At 68.2% G+C, this 21,096-nt stretch carries 18 protein-coding genes and 2 pseudogenes; 4 read left to right on the forward strand and 16 right to left on the reverse strand.

Annotation, left to right across the window (positions count from 1 at the left end):
* The first annotated feature begins 370 nt into the window (after positions 1-370).
* From hspQ to KF889_09725, 3 genes are all read left to right on the forward strand, one after another.
* Positions 371-694: a heat shock protein HspQ gene (gene hspQ / locus KF889_09715; GenBank protein MBX3499709.1), complete on the forward strand. Its 324-nt coding sequence runs from the start codon at positions 371-373 to the stop codon at positions 692-694.
* Between the two features lie 108 nt (positions 695-802).
* Positions 803-1,456, forward strand: a complete 654-nt coding sequence (locus KF889_09720; GenBank protein MBX3499710.1) for a histidine phosphatase family protein — start codon at positions 803-805, stop codon at positions 1,454-1,456.
* Between the two features lie 70 nt (positions 1,457-1,526).
* Positions 1,527-2,210 carry a hypothetical protein gene (locus KF889_09725; protein ID MBX3499711.1) on the forward strand — a complete coding sequence of 228 codons (684 nt, stop codon included), beginning with the start codon at positions 1,527-1,529 and terminating at the stop codon, positions 2,208-2,210.
* A 147-nt stretch (positions 2,211-2,357) separates the two neighbouring features.
* Here the strand turns inward: KF889_09725 and KF889_09730 are convergent, their stop codons facing one another.
* Positions 2,358-3,425 carry a ferritin-like domain-containing protein gene (locus KF889_09730; protein ID MBX3499712.1) on the reverse strand — a complete coding sequence of 356 codons (1,068 nt, stop codon included), beginning with the start codon at positions 3,423-3,425 and terminating at the stop codon, positions 2,358-2,360.
* A 112-nt stretch (positions 3,426-3,537) separates the two neighbouring features.
* On the opposite strand from KF889_09730, the gene KF889_09735 reads away from it, so the two are divergent.
* Entirely contained in the window at positions 3,538-4,560 is a 1,023-nt protein-coding gene (locus tag KF889_09735; protein ID MBX3499713.1) for a ferredoxin--NADP reductase, read from the forward strand.
* 144 nt (positions 4,561-4,704) lie between these two features.
* Here the strand turns inward: KF889_09735 and KF889_09740 are convergent, their stop codons facing one another.
* The 15 genes and pseudogenes from KF889_09740 to KF889_09810 form a co-directional block, all read right to left on the reverse strand.
* A complete protein-coding gene (locus tag KF889_09740) occupies positions 4,705-5,982 on the reverse strand; it encodes an HlyC/CorC family transporter (protein ID MBX3499714.1) in 1,278 nt (425 codons plus the stop codon).
* Between the two features lie 46 nt (positions 5,983-6,028).
* On the reverse strand, positions 6,029-7,195 hold the full coding sequence (locus KF889_09745) for an ABC transporter permease (GenBank protein MBX3499715.1): 1,167 nt from the start codon (positions 7,193-7,195) through the stop codon (positions 6,029-6,031).
* Positions 7,196-7,206: 11 nt separating this feature from the next.
* Positions 7,207-8,205 (reverse strand): ABC transporter permease, encoded by a 999-nt coding sequence (locus KF889_09750; protein ID MBX3499716.1) that lies wholly within the window; start codon positions 8,203-8,205, stop codon positions 7,207-7,209.
* A gap of 3 nt (positions 8,206-8,208) precedes the next feature.
* Positions 8,209-8,496, reverse strand: a complete 288-nt coding sequence (locus tag KF889_09755) for a hypothetical protein (GenBank protein ID MBX3499717.1) — start codon at positions 8,494-8,496, stop codon at positions 8,209-8,211.
* Positions 8,493-10,415: an ABC transporter substrate-binding protein gene (locus KF889_09760; protein MBX3499718.1), complete on the reverse strand. Its 1,923-nt coding sequence runs from the start codon at positions 10,413-10,415 to the stop codon at positions 8,493-8,495. The genes KF889_09755 and KF889_09760 overlap by 4 nt, the downstream gene beginning before the upstream one ends.
* A 113-nt stretch (positions 10,416-10,528) precedes the next feature.
* Positions 10,529-12,544: an ABC transporter ATP-binding protein gene (locus KF889_09765; GenBank protein MBX3499719.1), complete on the reverse strand. Its 2,016-nt coding sequence runs from the start codon at positions 12,542-12,544 to the stop codon at positions 10,529-10,531.
* On the reverse strand, positions 12,541-13,047 hold the full coding sequence (locus tag KF889_09770) for a hypothetical protein (protein MBX3499720.1): 507 nt from the start codon (positions 13,045-13,047) through the stop codon (positions 12,541-12,543). The genes KF889_09765 and KF889_09770 overlap by 4 nt, the downstream gene beginning before the upstream one ends.
* A complete protein-coding gene (locus tag KF889_09775) occupies positions 13,044-13,817 on the reverse strand; it encodes a polysaccharide deacetylase family protein (GenBank protein ID MBX3499721.1) in 774 nt (257 codons plus the stop codon). The genes KF889_09770 and KF889_09775 overlap by 4 nt, the downstream gene beginning before the upstream one ends.
* Entirely contained in the window at positions 13,814-14,977 is a 1,164-nt protein-coding gene (locus KF889_09780) for a glycosyl transferase (GenBank protein ID MBX3499722.1), read from the reverse strand. The genes KF889_09775 and KF889_09780 overlap by 4 nt, the downstream gene beginning before the upstream one ends.
* Positions 14,974-15,558 carry a histidine phosphatase family protein gene (locus tag KF889_09785; GenBank protein ID MBX3499723.1) on the reverse strand — a complete coding sequence of 195 codons (585 nt, stop codon included), beginning with the start codon at positions 15,556-15,558 and terminating at the stop codon, positions 14,974-14,976. Before KF889_09785 ends, KF889_09780 begins: the two co-directional genes overlap by 4 nt.
* Positions 15,559-15,560: 2 nt before the next feature.
* Positions 15,561-16,676 carry a glycosyltransferase family 4 protein gene (locus KF889_09790; GenBank protein ID MBX3499724.1) on the reverse strand — a complete coding sequence of 372 codons (1,116 nt, stop codon included), beginning with the start codon at positions 16,674-16,676 and terminating at the stop codon, positions 15,561-15,563.
* Positions 16,677-16,681: 5 nt separating this feature from the next.
* Entirely contained in the window at positions 16,682-17,887 is a 1,206-nt protein-coding gene (locus tag KF889_09795; GenBank protein MBX3499725.1) for a glycosyltransferase family 4 protein, read from the reverse strand.
* Between the two features lie 122 nt (positions 17,888-18,009).
* A pseudogene (locus KF889_09800) lies at positions 18,010-19,191 on the reverse strand (hypothetical protein).
* A gap of 255 nt (positions 19,192-19,446) precedes the next feature.
* Positions 19,447-19,753: pseudogene (locus KF889_09805) on the reverse strand (hypothetical protein).
* A gap of 73 nt (positions 19,754-19,826) precedes the next feature.
* Positions 19,827-21,041, reverse strand: a complete 1,215-nt coding sequence (locus tag KF889_09810; protein MBX3499726.1) for an aminotransferase class V-fold PLP-dependent enzyme — start codon at positions 21,039-21,041, stop codon at positions 19,827-19,829.
* Positions 21,042-21,096: the final 55 nt, after the last annotated feature.

Here is a 21,096-nt window from a genome sequence, read left to right on the forward strand (position 1 = left end):
GGGCTGGCGCAGGCGATCGATCCACGAACGCCCCAGAACGTCACCGACAAATCCGACAAACCGCATCTCCCCGACACCCCCGCGGGACACCACCACCGGTCCGCGCGATCGTCAATTCACTTCGAGTCCGCGGCGATGGCGTCGGGCGAGAGGCCGGCAAATGCCCCCTCGCAGCCGTGCGGGCCCTTTCTCCGCTCGGAACCGCGCCTTCAGCCGCGTTGCGGCAGCGGCCAACGCGGCGCATTATCCCGGGAAGGTTGGACGGCTGTCCGCCTTGCCGGCCGCCGCCATGCGGCCGCAATCGGTCGACAGTCTAGGGGGCAAGATGCAACGCATAGCGACAGTTCAGGGCCAGCCCCCCGAGGCATTGATGCGGACCGCCAAGTTCGGCATCGGCCACGTGGTCAAGCACCGCGTCTATCCGTTCCGCGGCGTGATCTTCGACGTCGATCCGGTGTTCGCCAATACCGAGGAATGGCTGATGTCGATCCCGGAGGAAGTGCGTCCGAGGCGCGACCAGCCATTTTACCATCTGCTGGCGGAGAACGCGAAGACCACCTACGTCGCCTATGTCTCGGAGCAGAACCTGCTGCCGGACGGGAGCGGCAAGCCGGTAGGCCATCCGCAGATCGCCGAGCTGTTCTCCGGCTTCCACGGCTCGTTCTACGAACCGCGCCACATCAAGGCGCACTGAGGCGTCTCAAGTCCCGGGGTTTCAAGCCCGGGGGTCTCAAGCCGATGTGACTCGGGAACCGGCCCGGGCCGGTCCATCCTCCGCACCATGGGAGGGGATCGTCCAGCCATGCCGTCACCGCCGCGCCGCCTGGCGCTCGCGCTCGCCTTCCTGCTTGCCGCCCTGAGCGCTGCAGCGGCGCAGGAGCACCCGGTGTTCAACACCAAAGTCGAGCCGCCGCAGGCGCCGGTCCTGCGCGACATGCTGCAGAAGGGCGGCTTCGTGATCTTTTTTCGCCACGCCGCGACGCCGGACTATCAGGAGCCCAGCCCGGTCGACTTCAGCTCCTGCGAGCGGCAGCGCAACCTCAACGGCGTGGGCCGTGCCCAGGCAGTGATGATCGGCGAGGCGTTCCGCGAGCTGGACGTCGCCGTCGCCGAGGTGCTGGCCAGCCCTTACTGCCGCTGCATGGACACCGCGCGTCTGGCCTTCGGTCGCGTCGCCCCCGACGAGGCGGTGCGCGGCGACAAGGACAAGCTGCCGACCCTGCAACGCCTGCTGTCGACGCCGCCGGCGCCGGGCACCAACCGCGTGCTGGTCGGGCATGGCGGGGCAGCCGGACTGCTGGGCGAGGAATTCCTGCGCGAGGGCGAGGCGATGATCGTGCGCCCCGACGGCGGGGACAAATTCACCATGATCGCGCGAGTACGCGCGGAGAGCTGGGCGCAGTTCCTCGAGCGGCACCGCCAGCCGCCGCCCGGCACGCCACGCGCCGCCCAGTAGCCGCGCCGCGCTGGACAAGCATCAAGCTGCTCCGCATCTTGTGCATCGGGTGTGCGACGGAGCGACAAGAATGACGGGGATGCGGGCGGCGATCATCGCCGCCGTGATCGTGGCCTGCGCCGGCGGCACAGCCCAGGCCAATATGCCACCGGAATGGCCCAAGGCGGCGAGCGCCGTTCTCGATGCCATCGAGAAGAGCACGCCGCTGGAGGGGCGGGCGCGCGCCAACAATCTCTACTGGCGGGGCTGGGGCATGGCGCGCAAATGGCGCCTGCTCAACAACGGCAATACCGAGATCACCTTCGCCGAGTTTCTCTCCTGGGTGCAGATCTGCCGAACGATCGGTTGTACGGGCGACACGGTGGGCGGCAAGCCCTACCGCAATGTCGCCGCCGAGGTGAAGGCCGAGAAGATGCGCAACGGCGGACAGGATCCGGCCGTCGAGGTCGTCTATCGCTGGACCGAATCGATCGGCGCGCAGGCTGCCGGCGCCTCGGCCAAGGCGGCGAAGGCCAATGCCGAGCTCTGGGGCAGGAATCGCGGCGAGGTGGCCGGCGATTTCGCGACCTCCAACATCTTCGTCCTGGGCTGGCTCGTGGCCCAGCAGGAACCGTCGATCGAGGGCAAGGTCGATACCCTGGCGCGCTTCGGCCTGTTCGCGCATGGCCTGGGTTGGATCGGCGAGCGCTGCCTCGATATCGGCCGCATCGCCGCCGTGCTCGACGGCGAGCCCAGGGTCGAGGCCTGCAAGTAGGCCGCACACCGTCGTCCTGAGCGTCAGCGAAGGACCTCGCGGTGGTCCTTCCAAACGCAAGCGGCGCCGGAGATCATCCGGCGCCGCGATTCTTTGGTCGTTCGACCGCGAGGTCCTTCGCTGACGCTCAGGACGACAGCGAAGTCGTTACTGCGCCGCGATCTGCTCGGCGACGAAGCGCTTCTTGTCGAAATCGTCGGCGACCTTCAGATCGTTGGCGAGGATCGCCGTGGCGTCGATCTTGGCGTACTCCATGACGTTCATGTCGTTGAGCGCCTTCTGCACCTTATCGCCCCACAGGCCGATGTCCTTGAGGATCGGCACGATGCGGGTGAACAGCCGCGTGCGGAAGGCCTGCATGACGCCGGAGTTGTAGGCATACTCCATCAGCTTGTCGACCGGCAGGCCCGAGCGCATCCAGACCTCGCCCTGGTTGAAGCGGTCGCGCATGAAGTAGAGCGCCTCGACGCAGAACTCCTCGCGCTCGGCGCGCTCGGCCTCGGTGAGCTGCGGATAGAACTCGCGCAGCGCCAGCCGGCCGAAGGTGACGTGGCGCGCCTCGTCCTGCATGACATAGGCGTTGACCGCGCCGGCCAGGTTGTTCTTCGCCGTGTCGCGGATGCGCTGGAACGCGGCCAGCGCCAAGCCCTCGATCAGCACCTGCATGCCGAGATAGGTGAAGTCCCAGCGCTTGTCGCTCAGCGTCTGCTCGAGCAGGTTCTTCAGCGACGGCGTGATCGGGTACGCCATCTTGAACTTCTCGTGGATCAGCCGCTTGTAGCTCTCGACGTGGCGCGCCTCGTCCATCACCTGCGTCGCGGCGTAGAACTTGGCGTTCATGTCGGGGACGGTGTTGACGATCTTGGCGGTTGCGATCAGCGCGCCCTGCTCGCCGTGCATGAACTGGCAGATCGAGTGCGACTGCAGGTTCCAGCGCAGGTCGATCTTCTCCTTCTCGGTCATCTTGTCCCAGAAGGGCGAGCCGAAGATCGGGATGGTCTCGTCGGACATGCCCATCGGGTTGTCCTCGAACAGCTCCTGCGACCAGTCGAGACGGGTCGAGGCGTCCCACTGCTGCTGCTTGCCCTTCTCGTAGAGATTGAGCAGCTCGGCGCTGCCGTCCTCGTACTCCCAGGTGAAGTTCATCTCGGTCTTGCCGTCGAACTTCCACTCGGTGATGTCGACGGGCAGCTGGTAGAGGCGAGTGCTCGACATTTCCTGCTCCTGTTTCGTCAGGCCGCGAAATCTGACGCGCTGTTCATTTTTCTGGCGGGACGCTATCACACCAGGCTAGACGAGTCAGGGAAATTTCCGCAGGACAGCGTCCATGCCGTACCATTCCCTCAAGATCGTCCAGATCATCCAGGAAACGCCCGACGCGCGCTCCTTCGTCTTCGACGTGCCGCCCGATCTGGCCGAACGTTTCCGCTACAAGGCCGGCCAGTTCCTCACCTTCCGGGTGACCCACCCCGAAGGCGAGGTCGCGCGCTGCTATTCGCTCTCCAGCTCGCCCGAGATCGATGCGCGACCAAAGGTCACGGTCAAGCGGGTGGTCGGCGGCCGCGGCTCCAACTGGTTCAACGACGCGCTGGTCGAAGGCGCGACGATCGAGGCCATGCCGCCCGCCGGCCGTTTCCTGCTGGTCGACGGCGGCGCGCCGATCCTGCTGTTCGCCGGCGGCAGCGGCATCACGCCGGTGCTGTCGCTGATCAAGAGCGCGCTCAAGACAACGCAGCGCCGCGTGCGGCTGTTCTACGCCAACCGCGACCGGCCCTCGATCATCTTCCGCGCTGAGCTCGAGACGCTGGCCCTGGCGCATGCCGGCCGGCTGGAGGTGATCCATCATCTCGACGCCGAGCACGGCCTGACCAGCGCGGCCAAGATCGAGGCGGCGATGGCCGACGGCTTCGACGCCGGCGCCGCCTATCTCTGCGGGCCCGGGCCCTTCATGACCCTGGTCGAGGACACGCTGCTGAAGCGCGGCATGGCGCCCGAACGCGTCATCATCGAGCGCTTCGAGGCCTCGGCCAACGCCGCGGTGCCGATCCCCGACGACGACGACAGGGTGGTGCCCGAGACCATCACCATCCGGCTGGAGGGCAAGACCCACACCGTGCCCTACCAGAAAGGGCAGACCATCCTGCAGGCGGCGCGCGCCGCCGGCCTGTCGCCCAACTCGGCCTGCGAGGAAGGCTTCTGCGCCTCGTGTGCGGCCAAGCGGGTGAAGGGCGAGATCATGCTCGCGGCCAACGACATCTACACCCAGGAAGACCTCGACAACGGCTGGGTGCTGACCTGCCAGGGCCACGCCTTCGGCCGCGAGGTCGAGATCAACTACGACGTGGTGTGACGGGCGCATCCCGTCATCCTGGGCGCAGCGAAGGATCTCGCGGCAGCGCGGCCACCGACCAACAGCGCGTCCGTACGCGCCACCGCCGGGTCCTTCGCTGCGCTCAGGACGACAGCGGAACCTGCTTGCCGACCGCGGCGCCGATCAGGGCGCCTTGCTCATCAGCACCTGGTCGATGCGACGGTTGTCCATGTCGACCACCTCGACTCGCCAGCCGTCGACGACCACCCAGTCGCTCACCACCGGCACCCGGCGCAGCTCGTGCAGCACCAGCCCGGCGACCGTGTGGTAGGGCCGCTCGGTCGGCAGGCGCATGCCCATAGTGTCGCGCAGCGTGTCGACCGGCAGTGCGCCGGCGACGAGGAACGAGCCGTCGTCGCGGCGCACGACCATGGGATCGTCCTCGGGCTCGCCCCCGGCGTGCTCGCCGCGAATCGCCTTCAGCGCGTCGGCGCGCGTGACGATGCCTTCGCAATGGCCGTACTCGTCGAGCACCAGGCCGAAGCCGTTGCCCGATTCGTAGAGGCGATCGAGCGCCTGCAGGGCGTTGAGCGTGTCGGGCAGCACCACCGGCTGCTTCAGCAGCTCGCGGATCGGCGTGTTGCGTCCGTCGAGGCGATCCTGCAGCAGGTGGCGCGCTCGCAGCGCGCCGACGACCTGGTCGGGATTGCCCTCGCAGGCCAGCAGCCAGGTGCGGTCGGAGGCACGGATCTCGGCGATGATCTCCTCGTCGGTCGAGCTGATGTCGATCCATTCGATGTCGGGCCGGGGCGTCATGATGGCGCGCACGCCGCGATCCGCCAGGCGCATCACGCCGGAGATCATGCGCCGCTCGCCGGGCTTGACGATGCCGGCCGTCTCGGCCTCGGCCACCATGGCGCGGATCTCGTCCTCGGTGACGTGCTGCTCGTCGCCCTGCGACTTGCCGAAGAGCCGCAGCACCAGCGCCGAAGACTGGTTGAGCAGCATCACCGCCGGCGTGGCGATGCGCGAGAGCACCGACATCGGCCCGGCAATCACCACGGCGATGCGCTCGGGAGAGCGCAGCGCCAGCCGCTTGGGCACCAGCTCGCCCACCACCACCGAGAGATAGGTCACGGCGGCGACGACGGCGCCAAAGCCCAGGGGATCGGCCCAGGCCCGCGGCACGCCGCGCACCGCCAGCATCTCGGTGAGCGCGGCACCCAGCGTGGCGCCGGAGAAGGCGCCGGCGAGGATGCCGACCAGGGTGATGCCGATCTGCACGGTCGACAGGAAACGGCCGGGATCCTGGGCCAGCGCCAGCGCCGTTCGCGCCCCGCGGCTGCCGCCATCGGCCAGCGCCTGCAGGCGGCCGCGCCGCGAGGAGATCACCGCCAGCTCGGAAAGCGCAAAGACCCCGTTCAGCGCGATCAGCGCAACGGTGATGAGAAGATCGACCATGTCAGACCATAGTCAGGCATGCGCCGGTGACGCGATCAAGCCCGACCTACTGGTAGGGGTCCGCCGCGTCGCGCAGGCCGTCGCCGAAGAACTGGAAGGCGAGGATCACCAGGATCACCGGCACCACCGGCAACATCAGCCACCAGTTCACCGCCACGACATTGATGTCGGTGGCGTCGTTGAGCAGCACGCCCCACGACACCAGCGGCGGCCGCAGGCCCAGGCCGAGGAAGGAAAGCGCCGTCTCGGCCAGGATCATCGAGGGGATGCTGAGCGTCGCCGAGGCGATCAGGTGGCTCATGAAGCTGGGCAGCAGGTGGCGGCCGATGATGCGCCTGGGGCTGGCGCCCATCAGCAGCGCCGCGGTGGCGAAATCCTCCTCGCGCAGGCTGAGCAGCTTGGAGCGCACGGCGCGCGCCAGGCCGGGCCAGTCGAGCAGTGCCAGGATGATGGTGATGCCGAAATAGACCAGCAGCGGCGACCAGGCGACCGGCAATGCCGCGCTGAGCGCCAGCCACAGCGGCAGATGCGGGAAGCTCTTGAGGATCTCGATGACACGCTGGACGACGTTGTCGATCCAGCCGCCGTAGTAGCCGGCGATGCCGCCGATCACCAGGCCGAGGATGAAGCTCATCGTCACGCCGAACAGGCCGACGGTCAACGAGATGCGCGCCGCGTAGACGACGCGGCTGAACATGTCGCGGCCGAGCCGGTCGGTGCCGAGCAGGAAGAACGTGCCACCCTCGGCAGGGCAGACGAAATGGAAGCGGCCGGGGATGAAGCCCCAAAGCTCGTATTCCTCGCCGAGGCAGAAGAAGCGCAGCTTCTCCACCTTGGTGGTGTCCGCGCTGTACACGCGCTGCAGCGTGTCGGGGTCGCGTTCCATCTTGTAGCCGTAGACGAACGGCCCGATGAACCGGCCGTCGTGGAACAGATGGATGCCCTGCGGCGGTGCGAAGACGCTTTTGGTGTGGCGCGTCTGCAAGTCGTAGGGCGCGATAAGCTCGCTGATCAGTGTCGTGAGATACATGAACAGCAGGAAGAGGCCACAGACGACAGCCGGCTTGTGGCGGCGCAGACGCCACCACATCAGCTGCCACTGGTTGGCCATGTAGAAGCGTTCCTGCTCCGCCGTCAGCTTGTCGGCGACGTAGGGATCCCACGGCTCCTTGGAAACGAAATGCGGCGACTTGGCAACGGGCGCGTCGGTCATGGCTGCCGGCCTCAGCGTGTCGCGCCGCCCTGCAGGCGGATGCGCGGATCGAGCGCGGCCAGCAGGAGGTCGGAGATCAGCGTGCCAATCACGGTCAGCACGGCGACGAAGAGCAGGAAGGTCGCGGCGAGGTTCACGTCCTGGCTCTTCAGCGCCTCCAGCAGCATCGGCCCGGTTGTGGGCAGCGACAGCACCACCGAGACGATCACCGAACCCGAGATCACCTCGGGCAGGATGGTGCCGATGTCGGCGATGAACGGGTTGAGCGCGTGGCGCAGCGGATACTTGATCAGCAGCTTCATCGGCGGCAGCCCCTTGGCGCGGCCGGTGACGACGTACTGCTTCTGCAGCTCATCGAGCAGGTTGGCGCGCAGGCGGCGGATCATGCCGGCAGTGCCGGCGGTGCCGATGACGATCACGGGAATCAGCAGATGCTCCAGGACCGAGCGGAACTTCGCCCAGCTCCACGGCTGATCGAGATACTGCGGATCCATCAGGCCGCCGATCGAGACGCCGAAATAGACCTTGCCGACGTAGAGCAGCACGAGTGCCAGCAGGAAGTTCGGCGTCGCTAGGCCGATGAAGCCAATGAAGGAGGCCAGGTAGTCGCCCGGCCGATACTGGTGCGTGGCGGCATAGACGCCGATGACGAACGAGACGATCCAGATGAAGGCGATGGTCGCGCTTTCCATGATGATGGTCAGCAGCATGCGGTCGCCGATCAGCTTCGACACCGGTACCTGGTCCTGGCACGACAGGCCGAAATCCCACGAGAAGATGCCCTTCACCCAGTCGAGATATTGCACCCACACCGGCTGGTCGAGACCGTAAAGCTTGCGGATCTCCTCGGCCTTGCGCGTCGCGTTGGGATCGCCCCGCGCCATCAGCTCGTCGATGATCGTCGTGACGCAGTCGCCCGGCGGCAGGTTGATGATGAAGTAGACCAGCGCGCTGATGACCGCCAGCGTGGGAATCATGATCAGGAAGCGCTTGACGATGTACGATAGCATGTCTCAGCGCCCTTCCGACGCAGCCGAGCCGGGAGGCTCGAGCGCGGGCGGGGGCACCGCCGGATGCGGGCCTGCGCGCCCCGAGCGCCAGTCGCGCAGCTCCTGCTCCGTCGCCGGCGCGTCGTCGGGCGCCGCGTGCATCCATTCGACGGCGAAGAACGCCACGCCGATGCAGCCATAGAGCATCAGCACCGCGGCGACGAAGCGCACGTCCCAGCCGCGCGAACGGCGTCGCCGGTCGTGCTCGAGGCGGCGCATGTCATGGACGGCGAAGCGCGACGTCATGCTCATCGCCCGCCAGCCAGCCAGAACGAGTCGAGCCGGTAGACCCCGAAGTGCGAGCCGGGGATCCAATTGTAGATGCCCTTGTCCGGCACGTTGCGCAGCCGCGGACTCATCACCACCGGCTGCTGAACGCCCGTCACGATGCCGATGGTGAACACCAGATCGGCATGCAGCTGCAGCAGCTCGTGCCAGATCTTCTCCTGCTCCTTGGGATCGGTGGCTCTTTCCCACCTTGCCGCCAAGTCGTTCATGCGCTGGACGCTCGGCATGTCGACCGGTTCGCCCGACTTGCCGTAGGTGTCGCGGTACTGGCCCCAGGCCGAGCACCACCGTGTAGGCTGGGACAGGCAGGCGAACTCGGCAGGGTTGGACGTGGCGCTGGCAAGGCCATTCTCAAAGCCGTTGTCGACCGTCATCTGCGTCTCGCCGCTATAGAGCCGGGCGCGCAGATCGTGGCGATCGCGCGCACGCAGATGCAGCTTGATGCCGACCCGTTTCCAGGTGTCGGCGACCAGCTGCAGCACGTCGGCCTCCTCGGTAACTTGCCCGTCCATCTCCAGCAGGATGTTCAGCGGCCTGCCATCAGGCAAGATGCGGATGCCCTGCTCGTCACGCCTGCGGATGGTGCCGGTCCTGCCGTCGGGCAACTTGAGCTCGATCTTGTCGAGCAGCCGGTTGGCCTCCCTGATATCGAACTTGGCCCACTTGCTGGCATACTCGGGACGATAGAGCGGCGATTGCGGGCGCACCGTGTTCTGCGAGGGCTGTGCCAGGCCGATGTAGAGCAGCTCGTTGATCTCGTCGCGATCGATCGCCATCGACAGCGCGCGGCGGAAATTGGGCTGCCGGAACAGCGCGCGATAGACCGGATCCTTGACCGTAAGGCTGGGAAAGATGGCGATGTTGCTGCCCAACGCCGTGTCCCACAGCTTCACCTCGAAGCCGAACTGCTTCGCGCCCTTGCGCAGGAACGTGTAGTCCGCGAACTTGAGGTAGCGCGCCTGCAGGTCGCTTTCGCCGGAGCCGGCCTTGAGCGAGATCAGCTGGGCACTGGCGATGTTCAGCACGATGCGATCCAGATAGGGCAGCTGCGTGCCCTGGCCGTCGATGCGGTGATAGTACGGGTTGCGCTCGAAGACGAAGCGCTGCGACGGCGGCCGCGTCTTCATCACGAAAGACTCGAGCGTCGGCAGGTCCGGGTTCTCGTTGCGGTACATGTCGTCAAGGCGGTTGTGCAGCGGCGCCCAGCCGCGCGGGCCGAAATCCTTGAGCGTCTTCTCGAGGAACGCCGGATCGGCGTACTTCTTGTGGAACTTCTTGAGGTAATGCGCCGGCCGGAAGATGAACAGCGGCGCCGGCCGGGCGAGCGATTCCAGGAAGCCGGGATTGGGTCGATGCCAAGTGTACTTGATCGTCGTGGCGTCGATGATCTCGATCTGCGGTGGCTTGCCGTCGACCATCATCTCGATCGACGGACCGACCGGCGACAGATCGGGATTGTTGGCGACGTCCTCCCAGTAGTAGCGGAAATCCTCCGTCGTGAACGGGTGGCCGTCGGACCATTTGTGCCCGGGCCGCAGCTTCAGGGTGAAGATGCGCCCTTCCTCGACGCTGACACTCTCGAGGATGTCGGGCTTGAGCTCGAACTTGTGGTTGAAGCCCACCAGCCGGCTGTAGCCGTAGACCACCATCATGCGCACGTCGCGCGGCGTGGCCATCAGCATGGTGATCTCGCCGCCCTGCTTGCCGGGGCCGTCCTTGCCGGCGAACTCGGTCACGACCAGCGGCGCCTGCGGCAGGCGCTGCCCGACCGGCGGCATCTGTCCGGCCTTTACCCTGTCGGCGAACAGCGCGCTTTCCTTCGGCGCCGGCTGCGCCATCGCGACGCCGGCGCAGAGGAAGCACGCCGCCAGCACAGCCCACACTGTCGTCCTGAGCGCAGCGAAGGACCTAGCGGTGGTGCGACCGAACACAGCGCCTCGACTGGACCGCGATATCGCGAGATCCTTCGCTGCGCTCAGGATGACGGAGGTGTTCATCATGCCGCCCTCTCCGAGGGACGCCCGAGCAGGTCGGCGCCGGCGCGCACGAAGTGACCGTTGCCGAGATCGAGCCAATCCAGTGGTGCCGCATCGCTTTCGGTGAATGGCGCCGGCCATTCCGACGGAATCGATGCCTTGCCTTCCATCAGTGCGCCGAGGTCGAGGCGCTTGGCCGGATCCGGCTCGGGCACCGCCGCCAGCAGCGCCTTGGTATAGGGATGCACCGGATTGCGGAACAGCTCGCCGCCCGGCGCCAGCTCGACCAGGCGCCCCGCGCACATCACGGCGATCCGGTCGGCGATGTAGTCGACCACCGCGAGATTGTGGCTGATGAACATGTAGGTCAGGCCCAGCCTGTCCTGCAGGTCCCTCAGCAGGTTCAGGATCTGCGCCTGGATCGACACGTCGAGCGCCGATACCGGCTCGTCGCAGATCACCATGTCAGGCCTGAGCGCCAGCGAGCGCGCGATGCCGATGCGCTGGCGCTGGCCGCCGGAGAAGGAATGCGGGTAGCGGTTGAGGTGCCGGCGGTCGAGCCCGACCAGCTCCATCAGCTCGCCGACCATCTCGCGGCGATGTGCGTCGTCGCCCACCTGATGGATTACCAGCGGCTCGCTGATGATGTCGAATACCGTCATGCGCGGATTGAGCGAGCCGAACGGGTCCTGGAAGATGAACTGCAGCTTGCGGCGGAACTTCACCAGCTCCGGGCCGCTCAGCGCCATGACGTCGACCTTGCGGCCGTGATCGTCGAAGACGATGCCGCCGCCCTTGGTGGACATGACCGGATCGGCGCTGATGGCGCGCATCAGGATCTTGCTGAGCGTAGTCTTGCCGCAGCCGCTCTCGCCCACCAGGCCCAGGCACTCGCCGCGCTGCACGTCGAAGCTGACGTCGTTGACGGCGTGCACGATGCGCGCCGGCCCGCGGCCGAGCATCGTGTCGACGAAGCCCTCGGCCTTGCGGATGGCGTAGGTCTTGTGGATGTGGCGCACCGAGAGGATCGGCGCGGCGGGATCGAAGTCGTCGGTCTTCTCGACGGGCGCTTTCTCGGCGAGCAGGTGGCCCGTGGTGCTCTGGATCTCGCGGATCGGCACGAGGCGCTCGTCGTCGGCCATGCCGAAGCGCGGCACGGCGTGCAGCAGCGCCTTCAGGTAGGGGTGCTCGGCGTGGCGGAAGATGTCCTCGCTGACGCCGCTCTCGACCACCTTGCCGCGATACATCACCACGACCTCGTCGGCCATGTTGGCGACGACGCCGAGATCGTGGGTGATCATCAGCATCGCCATGCCGAGCTGTCCCTGCAGATCCTTCATCAGCTTGAGGATCTGTGCCTGGATGGTCACGTCGAGCGCCGTCGTCGGCTCGTCGGCGATCAGCAGCGCCGGGCGGCAGACCAGCGCCATGGCGATCATGGCGCGCTGGCGCAGGCCGCCGGAGAGCTCGAAGGGATAGGTGCGCAGCGCCCGCCTGGGGTCCGGGAAGCCGACCAGCTCCAGCATCTCGCGCGTGAGCTCGAGCGCCTCCCTGGTGCTCATCTTGCCGCCCGAACGCGCCTGGACCTTCTCGGCGACCTCGCCGATCTGGTCGCCCAGCGTGTCGAGCTCGGAAAGCTGGCCGCCATGCAGCTTCACCGCCTCGCCGATCTGGTCGCCCACGGTGTGCAGGGCGGAGAGCGAGGTCATCGGCTCCTGGAAGATGATCGAGATGCGCCCGCCGCGGATCGTGCGCATCAGCGCGCCGTTGCGATCGAGCCGCGCGATGTCGATCGGCCGGGCGTCGGGAACGGCCGGGTCGGTGAACTCGATCGAGCCGCCGGCGATGGTCGCGACCTTGGGCAGCAGGCCCATGATCGCCTGGGCGCAGACCGACTTGCCCGACCCGGACTCGCCCACAAGCGCCACCGTGCCGCCCGGCTTGACCGAGAAAGACACGCCATCGGCCGCGCGCAGAATTCCGTCATGCACGCGAAAGTCGATCTTGAGGTCGCGAACTCGCAGCAGGTCGCTCATGTCGCCCGGTCCGTCGCGGGGGTGTCGGGCAGGACGATGTTCAGCGCGGCGAAATTGGCCCTTGTGGTGTCGCTGAGCTCGGCGCCGTTCTCCTGCGCCGTGCGGCCGACGCGGCGGGCGATGTCGTCGAACCCCTCGAGAGCGGAATCGATGCGGATTGTGCCGCCGTGTCCGCTCAGGGTCATGTGCATCCAGCCGCCCTGACGATCCCGGCGTGTGGTGTAATAGGACAGCTTCACGCGCTGGACTGCCTTCCATTCGATACGCCGCGGCAACGGGCCCACGGCGGCCATGCCCTGGTCGTCGACGACGATCTCCGTCGCCTGACGCAGGGCGGTACGCAAGCCGAAGACCACGAATAGCAGCCCGACCGCCGCCAGCCCCAGTGTCACGCTGTTGCTGTCGACGAAGACCGCCGGCGCCAGGCAGATCAAGGCGCCGGCGGCCGCCCGCGCATAGTCGCCGAACAGATCCTTCGTTCGATAGCGATACCGCCCTGTCATGACAGCCCAAAGACCTCTTGCGGCGCGAGTATGCGGACCCCGGAGTGAGCGCGCAATCGTGCAATCAGCCGTTCGATGAACGCCCACACCGCCTCATCCTGCACGAGATGGTGCGTCAGCAAACCCGTCGTTTCCTCCCCGACAGCCGACTCAAACCCGCCCAGTCGCCGGATGGCAAGAGATCGTGTCAGGCTGGCGACGGCGGCCTGCTCGCCGACGAAGCCGCGGCCGCCACGCCAATCGACCGGATCGACATGGGTATTGACCTGGCACAGGCCGCGTACCGGCTCCATGCGCCTGCGCGGGCCGAATGTCGACAGGCCGCGCAGGCCGATCTCCGGCAGGATCGGCACCAAAGCAGGTGCGATCCGGTTCCACGGCGGCACCATCACCGGCAGCGCACGCGCACCGAAGAAGCGTTCGAGTGCCATCCAGCCGGTGCCGAGCTCGCCCAGCACGACCATTGCCGGCCGATGCGGACCGAGCTCCGTCTTCTTCTCGCCGGCGGCCGCATGGTTCTGGTGCGCATAGCCATGCTGCAGCACCGCCGTGCCGGCGGCGTCGGCGAGACGTGCCGACAACGCGGCGGTCGCGCGTTCGGGAATCACCGCGAGCGCCAGCCCGACGTCGTGGCGTGCCTGCAGGGCCAGCAGGCGGTCGAGCGCCGGCGTCGCGTCGCTCGCATCGTCGTCGCGCCACCACAGCGTGGCGACGCGTCCCAGATCGGACCAGCGCGCCAGCTCCTCGTCGAGCTCCCGCCAGGCGCTCATGGGCGCAACCATCCCTCGACCAGCTGCAGCGTCCGGGCGACGCCGTCGGCATCGATGCGCGGAAACGACCGGATCGAGGGCCCCTCGAGCGCGCGGTCCACGCCCGCCGCCAGTGTCGCCGGCGAGAGCGTGTCCTCGGCCACGACCTGAAAGACACCGCGTTCGGCCAGCAGCTCGGCGCGCAAGGCCTGCTCGGTCTCCAGCCCGCCGGCATAGGGCGCGATCACCGCGCGGTCGGCCACGGACAGGGTTTCGATGACGGTGTTGTAGCCGCCCTGCGAGATCGACAGCACGCAGTTCGCCAGCATGGTGGTGAAATCGCCGCGCGCGCGCTCGACGACGATGCGCCCGGGGTCGAGACGCGCCGCGTGCGCGCGCAACCCCTCGAAGTCGGCGTCCGGCATGGCGTGGCCGCACAGGAAACGCCACGGCAGTTCGCGCACCCCGCTCAGCGCGCGCGCATCGAGCGCTGCGGCCATCAGTGGCGCGCCGACCGCGCCGCCGCCCGCCGAAACGATCACCTCTCCGCGCCCGACATCGCGGGCCTGCCCGCGCCCAGGCAAGCCGTCGATCACGTAGCCGGTGTGGTGCGTGCGATCGGCCAGGCGTGCGTGCTCGGAAAAGGTGCGCGAGAAGGGAATGAACGCCGGGTCGCCGTGCACCAGCACGTCGTCGAAATAGCGCCCGAACAGGTCGACCATCTCGGCGACGCGCTCGGGCTTGGGCGACTGCACCAGAATGTCGCGCACCGACGAGACGATGCGCGGCGGCCGCGGCAGCGCCTTGGCGGCCTCGACCAGCGGCAGGAGCTCGAAGCGCAACTGACGGCGGCCGAAGGGAAACAGCTCGATGAATAGAACATCCGGCCGATGGCGGCGCAGCGTGTCGACCAGCATCTCGGCGCGGCGCGCCTTGAACGCGTCGTCGATCACCGCACCGGCATCGTCGACCAGCACCTTGAACAGCTTGTCGGTGGCGCGCACCGGCGGCAGCTGCACCAGCCGCGCCCCGCCAATGTCGAGGCCCGGCACCGGCGCGCCGCCGGAGGTCAGCACCGTGTCGTGGCCGGCGGCGGCGAAGTGGCGCGAGAGCGTCGCGGCGCGCCGCAGGTGGCCGATGCCCAGCAGGTGCTGGACGTGGAACATCAGCCGGGCGCTCATGCCGCCCTCTCGCTCCCCAGCGGCGTGTTCAGACGGTCCACGGCCACCGCGCCGTCGCCTGCGACGGCGAAGACATGCAGGCAATTCCAGTCAAGCTTGACCGGTTGCCGGCTCTTCATGTCCCAGCCCGTCGCCATCGCCAGCACGACGCGGATCACGCCCTTGTGCGAGACGGCGACGACGTCGTCGCGCTGCGCCGCGAACCACGGCCGCAGCCGATCCATCACCTGGCGCGGCGATTCGCCGCCCGGCGGCGCCATGTCGAGACCGCGCGTCTCGGCATCGCGCATGCCCTGGGGCTCGCGCGCGCGCAGCTCGTCCAGGGTGCGTCCCTCCCACTCGCCATAGGCCATCTCGCGCAACGCCGGCTCGACCGCCAGCGAGGGCGGCGCGCCGAGCAGCACCGCCGTCTCGCGCGCGCGCGTCAACGGGCTGCAGGCCCAGCGCCAGTCCTGGTATGGAACGCGCCATGTCGCGACATGGGCGCGGCCGCGCGACGACAGCGGCACGTCGGTCATGCCCTGCAACCGGCCCTCATCGTTCCACGCCGTCGGGCCATGGCGCAGGAAGGCGATGCGCACGCTCACGCCGCCGCCCCCGTCGCGCGGCGCGCCAGCATCGCCGCCAGCGCCGCTCCGATGCGCGCCTGGGCCGCCGGCAGATCATGATCGCGATCGACCCGCGCGCCTGCGCCGGCGGCGAGCGCCGCGCGGCGCGCCGGATCGACCAGCAGCGCGCGCACTGCATCGGCGAAGGCCTGCGCGTCGCCCAGGGCCGGCAGCAGACCCGATTCGCCGTCGCCGATCACGGCGGGCACGCCGCGCGTGCGCCCAGCGACGACGGGCAAGCCCGCCGCCTGCGCCTCGAGCAGCGCGATGCCATAGGCTTCGTTGATCGCCGGCCAGACCAGCAGGTCGGCCGCGGCATAGATCGCGGGCAGCCCCGCGGCTTCAGCTGCGCCGTGGAGGACGACGCGATCTACCAGCGGCGCGAAGGCGGCCTCGACGTCGCCGCGCACCTCGCCATCGCCCACTATCATTAGCCGCCAGTCGAGATCGCGCACGCGCTGCAGCGCGTCGGCGAGCAGGCGATAGGAGGCGAGCTTGTCACCCGGTCGCATCATGCCGACGGCGAGAAGCATCGGCACGCCATCGCGCGGAGGGCGGCGGACGGCGCGAAACGGCTCGACGTCGAGGAAGGGCGGTATCGTCGCCGCGGCGTCGGGCGTGCGCAGTAGCGGCGCGATCATCGGCGCGTCGTCAGGATTGAGCGTCAGCACGAGGTCGGCGGCGGCGATCGCCTCGCCCACCGCGCGATGGCCGACATCCCACGGCCCGCCGGCGCGCTTGGGCGCGTACGACGCCTCGGCAACGACATAGGGGATGTTCAGCGCCGCGCTCACGCCCGGGCCCAGCCAGTCGGGCCGCTTGTACCAGAGGTGATATGTGAACCACAGGTCGGGCCGCTGGCCGATCAGCTCGGGCAGGCGCGCCAGATGGCGGTCGCGGTCCTCGGCCAAGCGCCCGGGCTCGACAAGGCCGCGTCGGCCGGGCTGGTGGCGGTCGACGGCGATCACCTCGTGGCCCAGCCGGTGCAGGATGGCAGCCAGCGCCCGCGCCATCGAGCGGTCGCCGGAAGGCGTCGGATGGTCGAGCGGCTTGAGCGGCGTGTGGAACGCGATCCGCATGCGGGGGGACATAGCATCTATCGACGCAGACGGGCGACCAGACGCTCGATGCCGGCCTCGAAGGAGAACCGCCGGAGCACCGTCTCGAAGCCGCCCTGGCCCAGTCGCGCGCGCAAGGCGGGATCACGGATCAGGCGCTCGATCGCCTGCGCCAGCGCCGCCGGATCGCGCGGTGGCACGAGCAACCCGCTCCTGCCGTCGTCGATCAGCTCGGGAATTGCCGAGACGCGCGTGGCGACGCACGGCAGCGCCTGGCTCTGCGCCTCCATCAGCACATTCGGCAGGCCGTCGCGATCGCCGTCGCTGGCGATGCGGCTGGCCAGGACGAAGAGATCGGCATAGCCATAGGCATTGAAGACGAAGGGCTGTGCCTGCGCGCCATGCCAGGTGCAGCGATCGGCGATACCCAGGCGGCGCGCCTGCGCCTTCAGCTGCTCGCCAAGCGGGCCGCCCCCGATATGGCCGAAGCTCCAGTTGAGGCTCGCGGGCAGTCGCGCCAGGGCTTCGAGCAGATCGTCGAGTCCCTTCTTCTCGACGCGTCGCCCCACCGAGAGGATGGTCACGGGGTCGGCGGCGGCGCTGCCGTTGCGCGGTGGCCGCGGCGGCGGCGGCGGCGGCAGATGTGCCAGATCGAGGCCGTGGTAGACCAGCTGGACGCGATCCCTGGTCGGCGCCAGCGGCGCGAGATGGTCGCGACCCGTCGCGGTGCAGGTCACCAGCCACTGGCAATCGGCGAGCTTCTCGCGGATCTCCCAGGCCGGCGTGGTCCACACGTCCTTGGCGTGCGCGGAACCGCTCCATGGCAGGCCGCGGATCATCGCGGCGTAGCGCGTCACCGAGGCCGGCGTGTGCAGGAAGTGCACGTGCAGCGCCTTCACGCTGGCCGCCAGCTCGTGCGCCAGCACCAGCGCCTGGCCCCAGCGGCGGCCGCGATTGGGCGTCCGATCCCGCCGCCAGTCGGCCAGCCATTGCCGAGACGCGGCGCGATAGCCCGGCAGGCGGCGTACCGCCCACCACGCCTTCAGCACGCGCAGAGGTTCCTGATGGAGGTATTCCGGCAGGTACAGCAGCCCGGCGCGGATGCGCCGATGGACCGGGTGCGTCTTGCTCTCGGTCGGATGGCGCAACGAGACGATCACGATATCGAGCCCGCGGTCCTCGAAGGCAGCGATCTCCTGGGCGATGAAGGTCTCCGACAGCCGCGGATAGCCTTTGACGACGATGGCCAGGGTGGGGCCGGGACCGGCCGGAGCGATCACGCCTGTCTACGCCGCCGCGCCGTGTCGGAGATCGCGGCATCGTCCTGCGGCAGCAGTACCGGCACCGGCCGCCACAGCGGACGCCTGACATGGCGCGCCACCAGCTTGCCGACATTGGGCAGCCCGTCGAGCAGGCCGGGGATCACCACCTCCGACGGCAGGCCCTGCTGCGGCAACTGCCGCAGCGCCGTCGCCATCTTCGCCGGATCGCGCACGCCGTCGTCGGCCAGCATGTTGGCCAGGCCGAGCTGTCGCGCGCCCTGGGCGCGGATGAACTGCTCTCGCCGCGGCACGGTGCGCGGCACGATCAGCGCCTTCTTGTCGAAGGACAGGATCTCGCAGAAGGTGTTGTAGCCGCCCATGGCGACGACGCCGGCGGCGCGCTGCATCAGCGGACCGAGATTGGTCTCGAAGGTGAGCGTGCGCACCGGCCCGCCGCGCAATCTCTCGGCGCGCTGGCGGAACGACTCGCGCGCCTCGGGCGCCATGAACGGGCCGAAGACCACGACCGCCGCATAGGGGATGTTGGCGTCGTGCTCGTAGGCACGCAGCACCCAGTCGACCACCGCCTCGCCGTCGCCGCCGCCGCCGGCGGTGACCAGGATGTAGGGCCGGTTAAGATCGTGCAGCACCGCGAGGTCGTCGCTCTCGCGCGGCAGGTCGCGGCGCAGATAGCCGGTGTAGACGGTCTTGCGCCGCACCGCCTTGGGCAGCGTGATGCCGCTCAGCGGGTCGTTGAACTGCGGCAGGCCGTAGATCCAGATCTCGTCGTAGAGGTGCTTCAGCGCCGGCAGCACGTTCTTGCGCTTCCACTCGGGCGCCAGCATCGTCGGCTCGTCCATCACGTCGCGCAGGCCCAGTACCAGCGGCGTGCCGCGCGCCTTCAGGACCTTCAGCGTCTCGGACACCTCGCCGCGCAGGCCCAACGGTTCCTTGTCGACGATGAACAGGTCGGGATCGAACATCTCCGCAGTCTCACGGATCAGCGCCGCGCGCATGCCCACGGTGCGGTCGATGCCGATGTTTAGGTTCAGCGCTTCGTACTCGCCGTCGCTGCGCTTGCCGATGCCGGGCACGCGAACGAAATCGACGCGCGCGCCGAAATCGAAGCTGCCGATGATCGGCGAGCCGGAAATGATCAGGACGGAGAGATCCTCGTCGGCCGCCGCGAGCGCGTTGGCGATGGTGCGGCAGCGGCTGAGATGGCCCAGTCCAAAGCTGTCGTGGCTGTAGATCAGCACACGTTTGGCCCGGTCGGATCCGGTCATGTCGCTCTCCCCCCGCTCGACCGCGCTCCCAATGGCCATCCGGGTTGAGCCCGACTATGGCACGCTGGCGAGACCGAAAGCGACCGAAAAATCCCCCAACCAAGTTAAGGGATTAGCCGATTCCCCCATATCCTCAAAGGGTTACAACTTTCTGACGAGCCAGGCATCGAACCGATAGGCATTGGCTTCACGCCGTCTCCACTATCCATGGACGTGCGGGGCCGACGTGGTGCCGATACCACACTGCCCAGAAAATCAGCGCATGCACCGGACCTTCTTCTGCGCCGGCGGGTCGAGGCAGGCCTTCAGCCACGCCGTGACGCGGGGGAAGTCGGCATAGAGATCGCGCGCCGGGCGCGACCACGACAGTACGGCGGCGATGTTGAGGGCGGCGATGGTGAAGCGGCCGCCGACCAGCTGTCCACCGCCGGCCTTCTTGGCGAGGTAGAGATAGATCGCCATCGACTCCCAGACGATGTCGCCGTCGTCGTCGATCACCGGGATGCCGCCGTTGGACTCGCGCGGCGCGCGAGCCCGCGACGCCATAGACCTTCAAGGTCACATCTCCCTCCATCTCCTGATGACGGGAGCATCGTTCGACGGCGAACGCGCCGTCGACGCTTGCGTGCGCGCCGCTATTCCGCTGCGCGGGCGTGTGCCTGCGCACCCGACGCGACACCCTTGAGATAGTCCATCGCCGCCTGCGCGCCGCCGACCTTGTGCGGCACGCCGGCGACCGCGAGGCCCATCTCGACGCCGCCCAGCGTGCCGATCAGCGACAGGTCGTTGAAGTCGCCGAGATGGCCGATGCGGAAAACCTTGCCGGCGACCTTGGTCAGGCCCTGGCCCAACGACATGTTGAACTTCGCCAGCACGACCTTGCGGAAGGCATCGGCGTCGTGGCCGGCGGGCATCAGCACCGCGGTCAGCGAGTTGCTGTACTCCGAGGGATTGACGCACAGCAGCTCGAGCCCCCAGGCGCGCACGGCGCGGCGCGTCGCCTCGCCATGGCGCGCGTGACGGGCGAAGACATTGGCGAGCCCCTCCTCCATCAGCATGTCCAGAGCTTCGCTCAGGCCGTAGAGCAGGTTGGTCGCCGGGGTGTAGGGGAACCAGCCATTGGCGTTCATCGCCAGCTGCTCCTCCCAGCTCCAGTACGAGCGGATCAGGGTCGAGCCCTTCGACGCCGCCAGCGCCTTCTCGCTGATGGCGTTGAACGACAGGCCGGGCGGCAGCATCAACCCCTTCTGCGAGCCGCCGACCGTGACGTCGACGCCCCACTCGTCATGGCGATAGTCGATCGAGCCCAGCGAGGAGATCGTGTCGACCATCAGCAGGGCCGGATGCTTCGCGGCATCGATCGCGCGGCGCACCGCGGCGATGTCGGAGGTCACCGCCGTCGAGGTCTCATTGTGCACGACGCACACCGCCTTGATCGCCTGGCCCCTGTCCTCGCGCAGCCGTGCCTCGACGGCCGAAGCATCGACGCCACGGCGCCAGTCGCCGGCGATGAACTCGGGCTTCAGGCCGATCTTCTCGGCGATCTTCTTCCACAGCGTCGCGAAGTGGCCGGTCTCGACCATCAGCACCGGATCGCCGGGCGAGAGCGTGTTGACCAGCGCCGCTTCCCACGCGCCGGTGCCCGAGGACGGATAGATCACCACGGGTTGCGCGGTCTGGAAGACCTGGCGCACGTCGCGCAGGACCTTCAGCGCCATCGCCTGGAACTCCGGCCCGCGATGGTCGATCGTCGGGTGGTCCATGGCGCGCAGGATGCGGTCCGGCACGTTCGTTGGTCCGGGGATCTGCAGGAAATGGCGGCCGCTGGGGTGCCCATTGAGGCGCAGCATGGTCGGTCCCTCCGTGGCTGAGCGTCTTGCATTTTGTATACAATATGCCAAAGTG

It is taken from the genome of Alphaproteobacteria bacterium (assembly GCA_019635875.1).
Lineage (GTDB): Bacteria > Pseudomonadota > Alphaproteobacteria > Reyranellales > Reyranellaceae > JAFAZJ01.

Coding starts and splice junctions, on each gene's coding strand:
- hspQ (MBX3499709.1), top strand. CDS start 371: ATGCGGACCGCCAAGTTCGGCATCGGCCACGTGGTCAAGCACCGCGTC.
- KF889_09720 (MBX3499710.1), top strand. CDS start 803: ATGCCGTCACCGCCGCGCCGCCTGGCGCTCGCGCTCGCCTTCCTGCTT.
- KF889_09725 (MBX3499711.1), top strand. CDS start 1,527: ATGACGGGGATGCGGGCGGCGATCATCGCCGCCGTGATCGTGGCCTGC.
- KF889_09730 (MBX3499712.1), bottom strand. CDS start 3,425: ATGTCGAGCACTCGCCTCTACCAGCTGCCCGTCGACATCACCGAGTGG.
- KF889_09735 (MBX3499713.1), top strand. CDS start 3,538: ATGCCGTACCATTCCCTCAAGATCGTCCAGATCATCCAGGAAACGCCC.
- KF889_09740 (MBX3499714.1), bottom strand. CDS start 5,982: ATGGTCGATCTTCTCATCACCGTTGCGCTGATCGCGCTGAACGGGGTC.
- KF889_09745 (MBX3499715.1), bottom strand. CDS start 7,195: ATGACCGACGCGCCCGTTGCCAAGTCGCCGCATTTCGTTTCCAAGGAG.
- KF889_09750 (MBX3499716.1), bottom strand. CDS start 8,205: ATGCTATCGTACATCGTCAAGCGCTTCCTGATCATGATTCCCACGCTG.
- KF889_09755 (MBX3499717.1), bottom strand. CDS start 8,496: ATGAGCATGACGTCGCGCTTCGCCGTCCATGACATGCGCCGCCTCGAG.
- KF889_09765 (MBX3499719.1), bottom strand. CDS start 12,544: ATGAGCGACCTGCTGCGAGTTCGCGACCTCAAGATCGACTTTCGCGTG.
- KF889_09770 (MBX3499720.1), bottom strand. CDS start 13,047: ATGACAGGGCGGTATCGCTATCGAACGAAGGATCTGTTCGGCGACTAT.
- KF889_09775 (MBX3499721.1), bottom strand. CDS start 13,817: ATGAGCGCCTGGCGGGAGCTCGACGAGGAGCTGGCGCGCTGGTCCGAT.
- KF889_09780 (MBX3499722.1), bottom strand. CDS start 14,977: ATGAGCGCCCGGCTGATGTTCCACGTCCAGCACCTGCTGGGCATCGGC.
- KF889_09790 (MBX3499724.1), bottom strand. CDS start 16,676: ATGTCCCCCCGCATGCGGATCGCGTTCCACACGCCGCTCAAGCCGCTC.
- KF889_09810 (MBX3499726.1), bottom strand. CDS start 21,041: ATGCTGCGCCTCAATGGGCACCCCAGCGGCCGCCATTTCCTGCAGATC.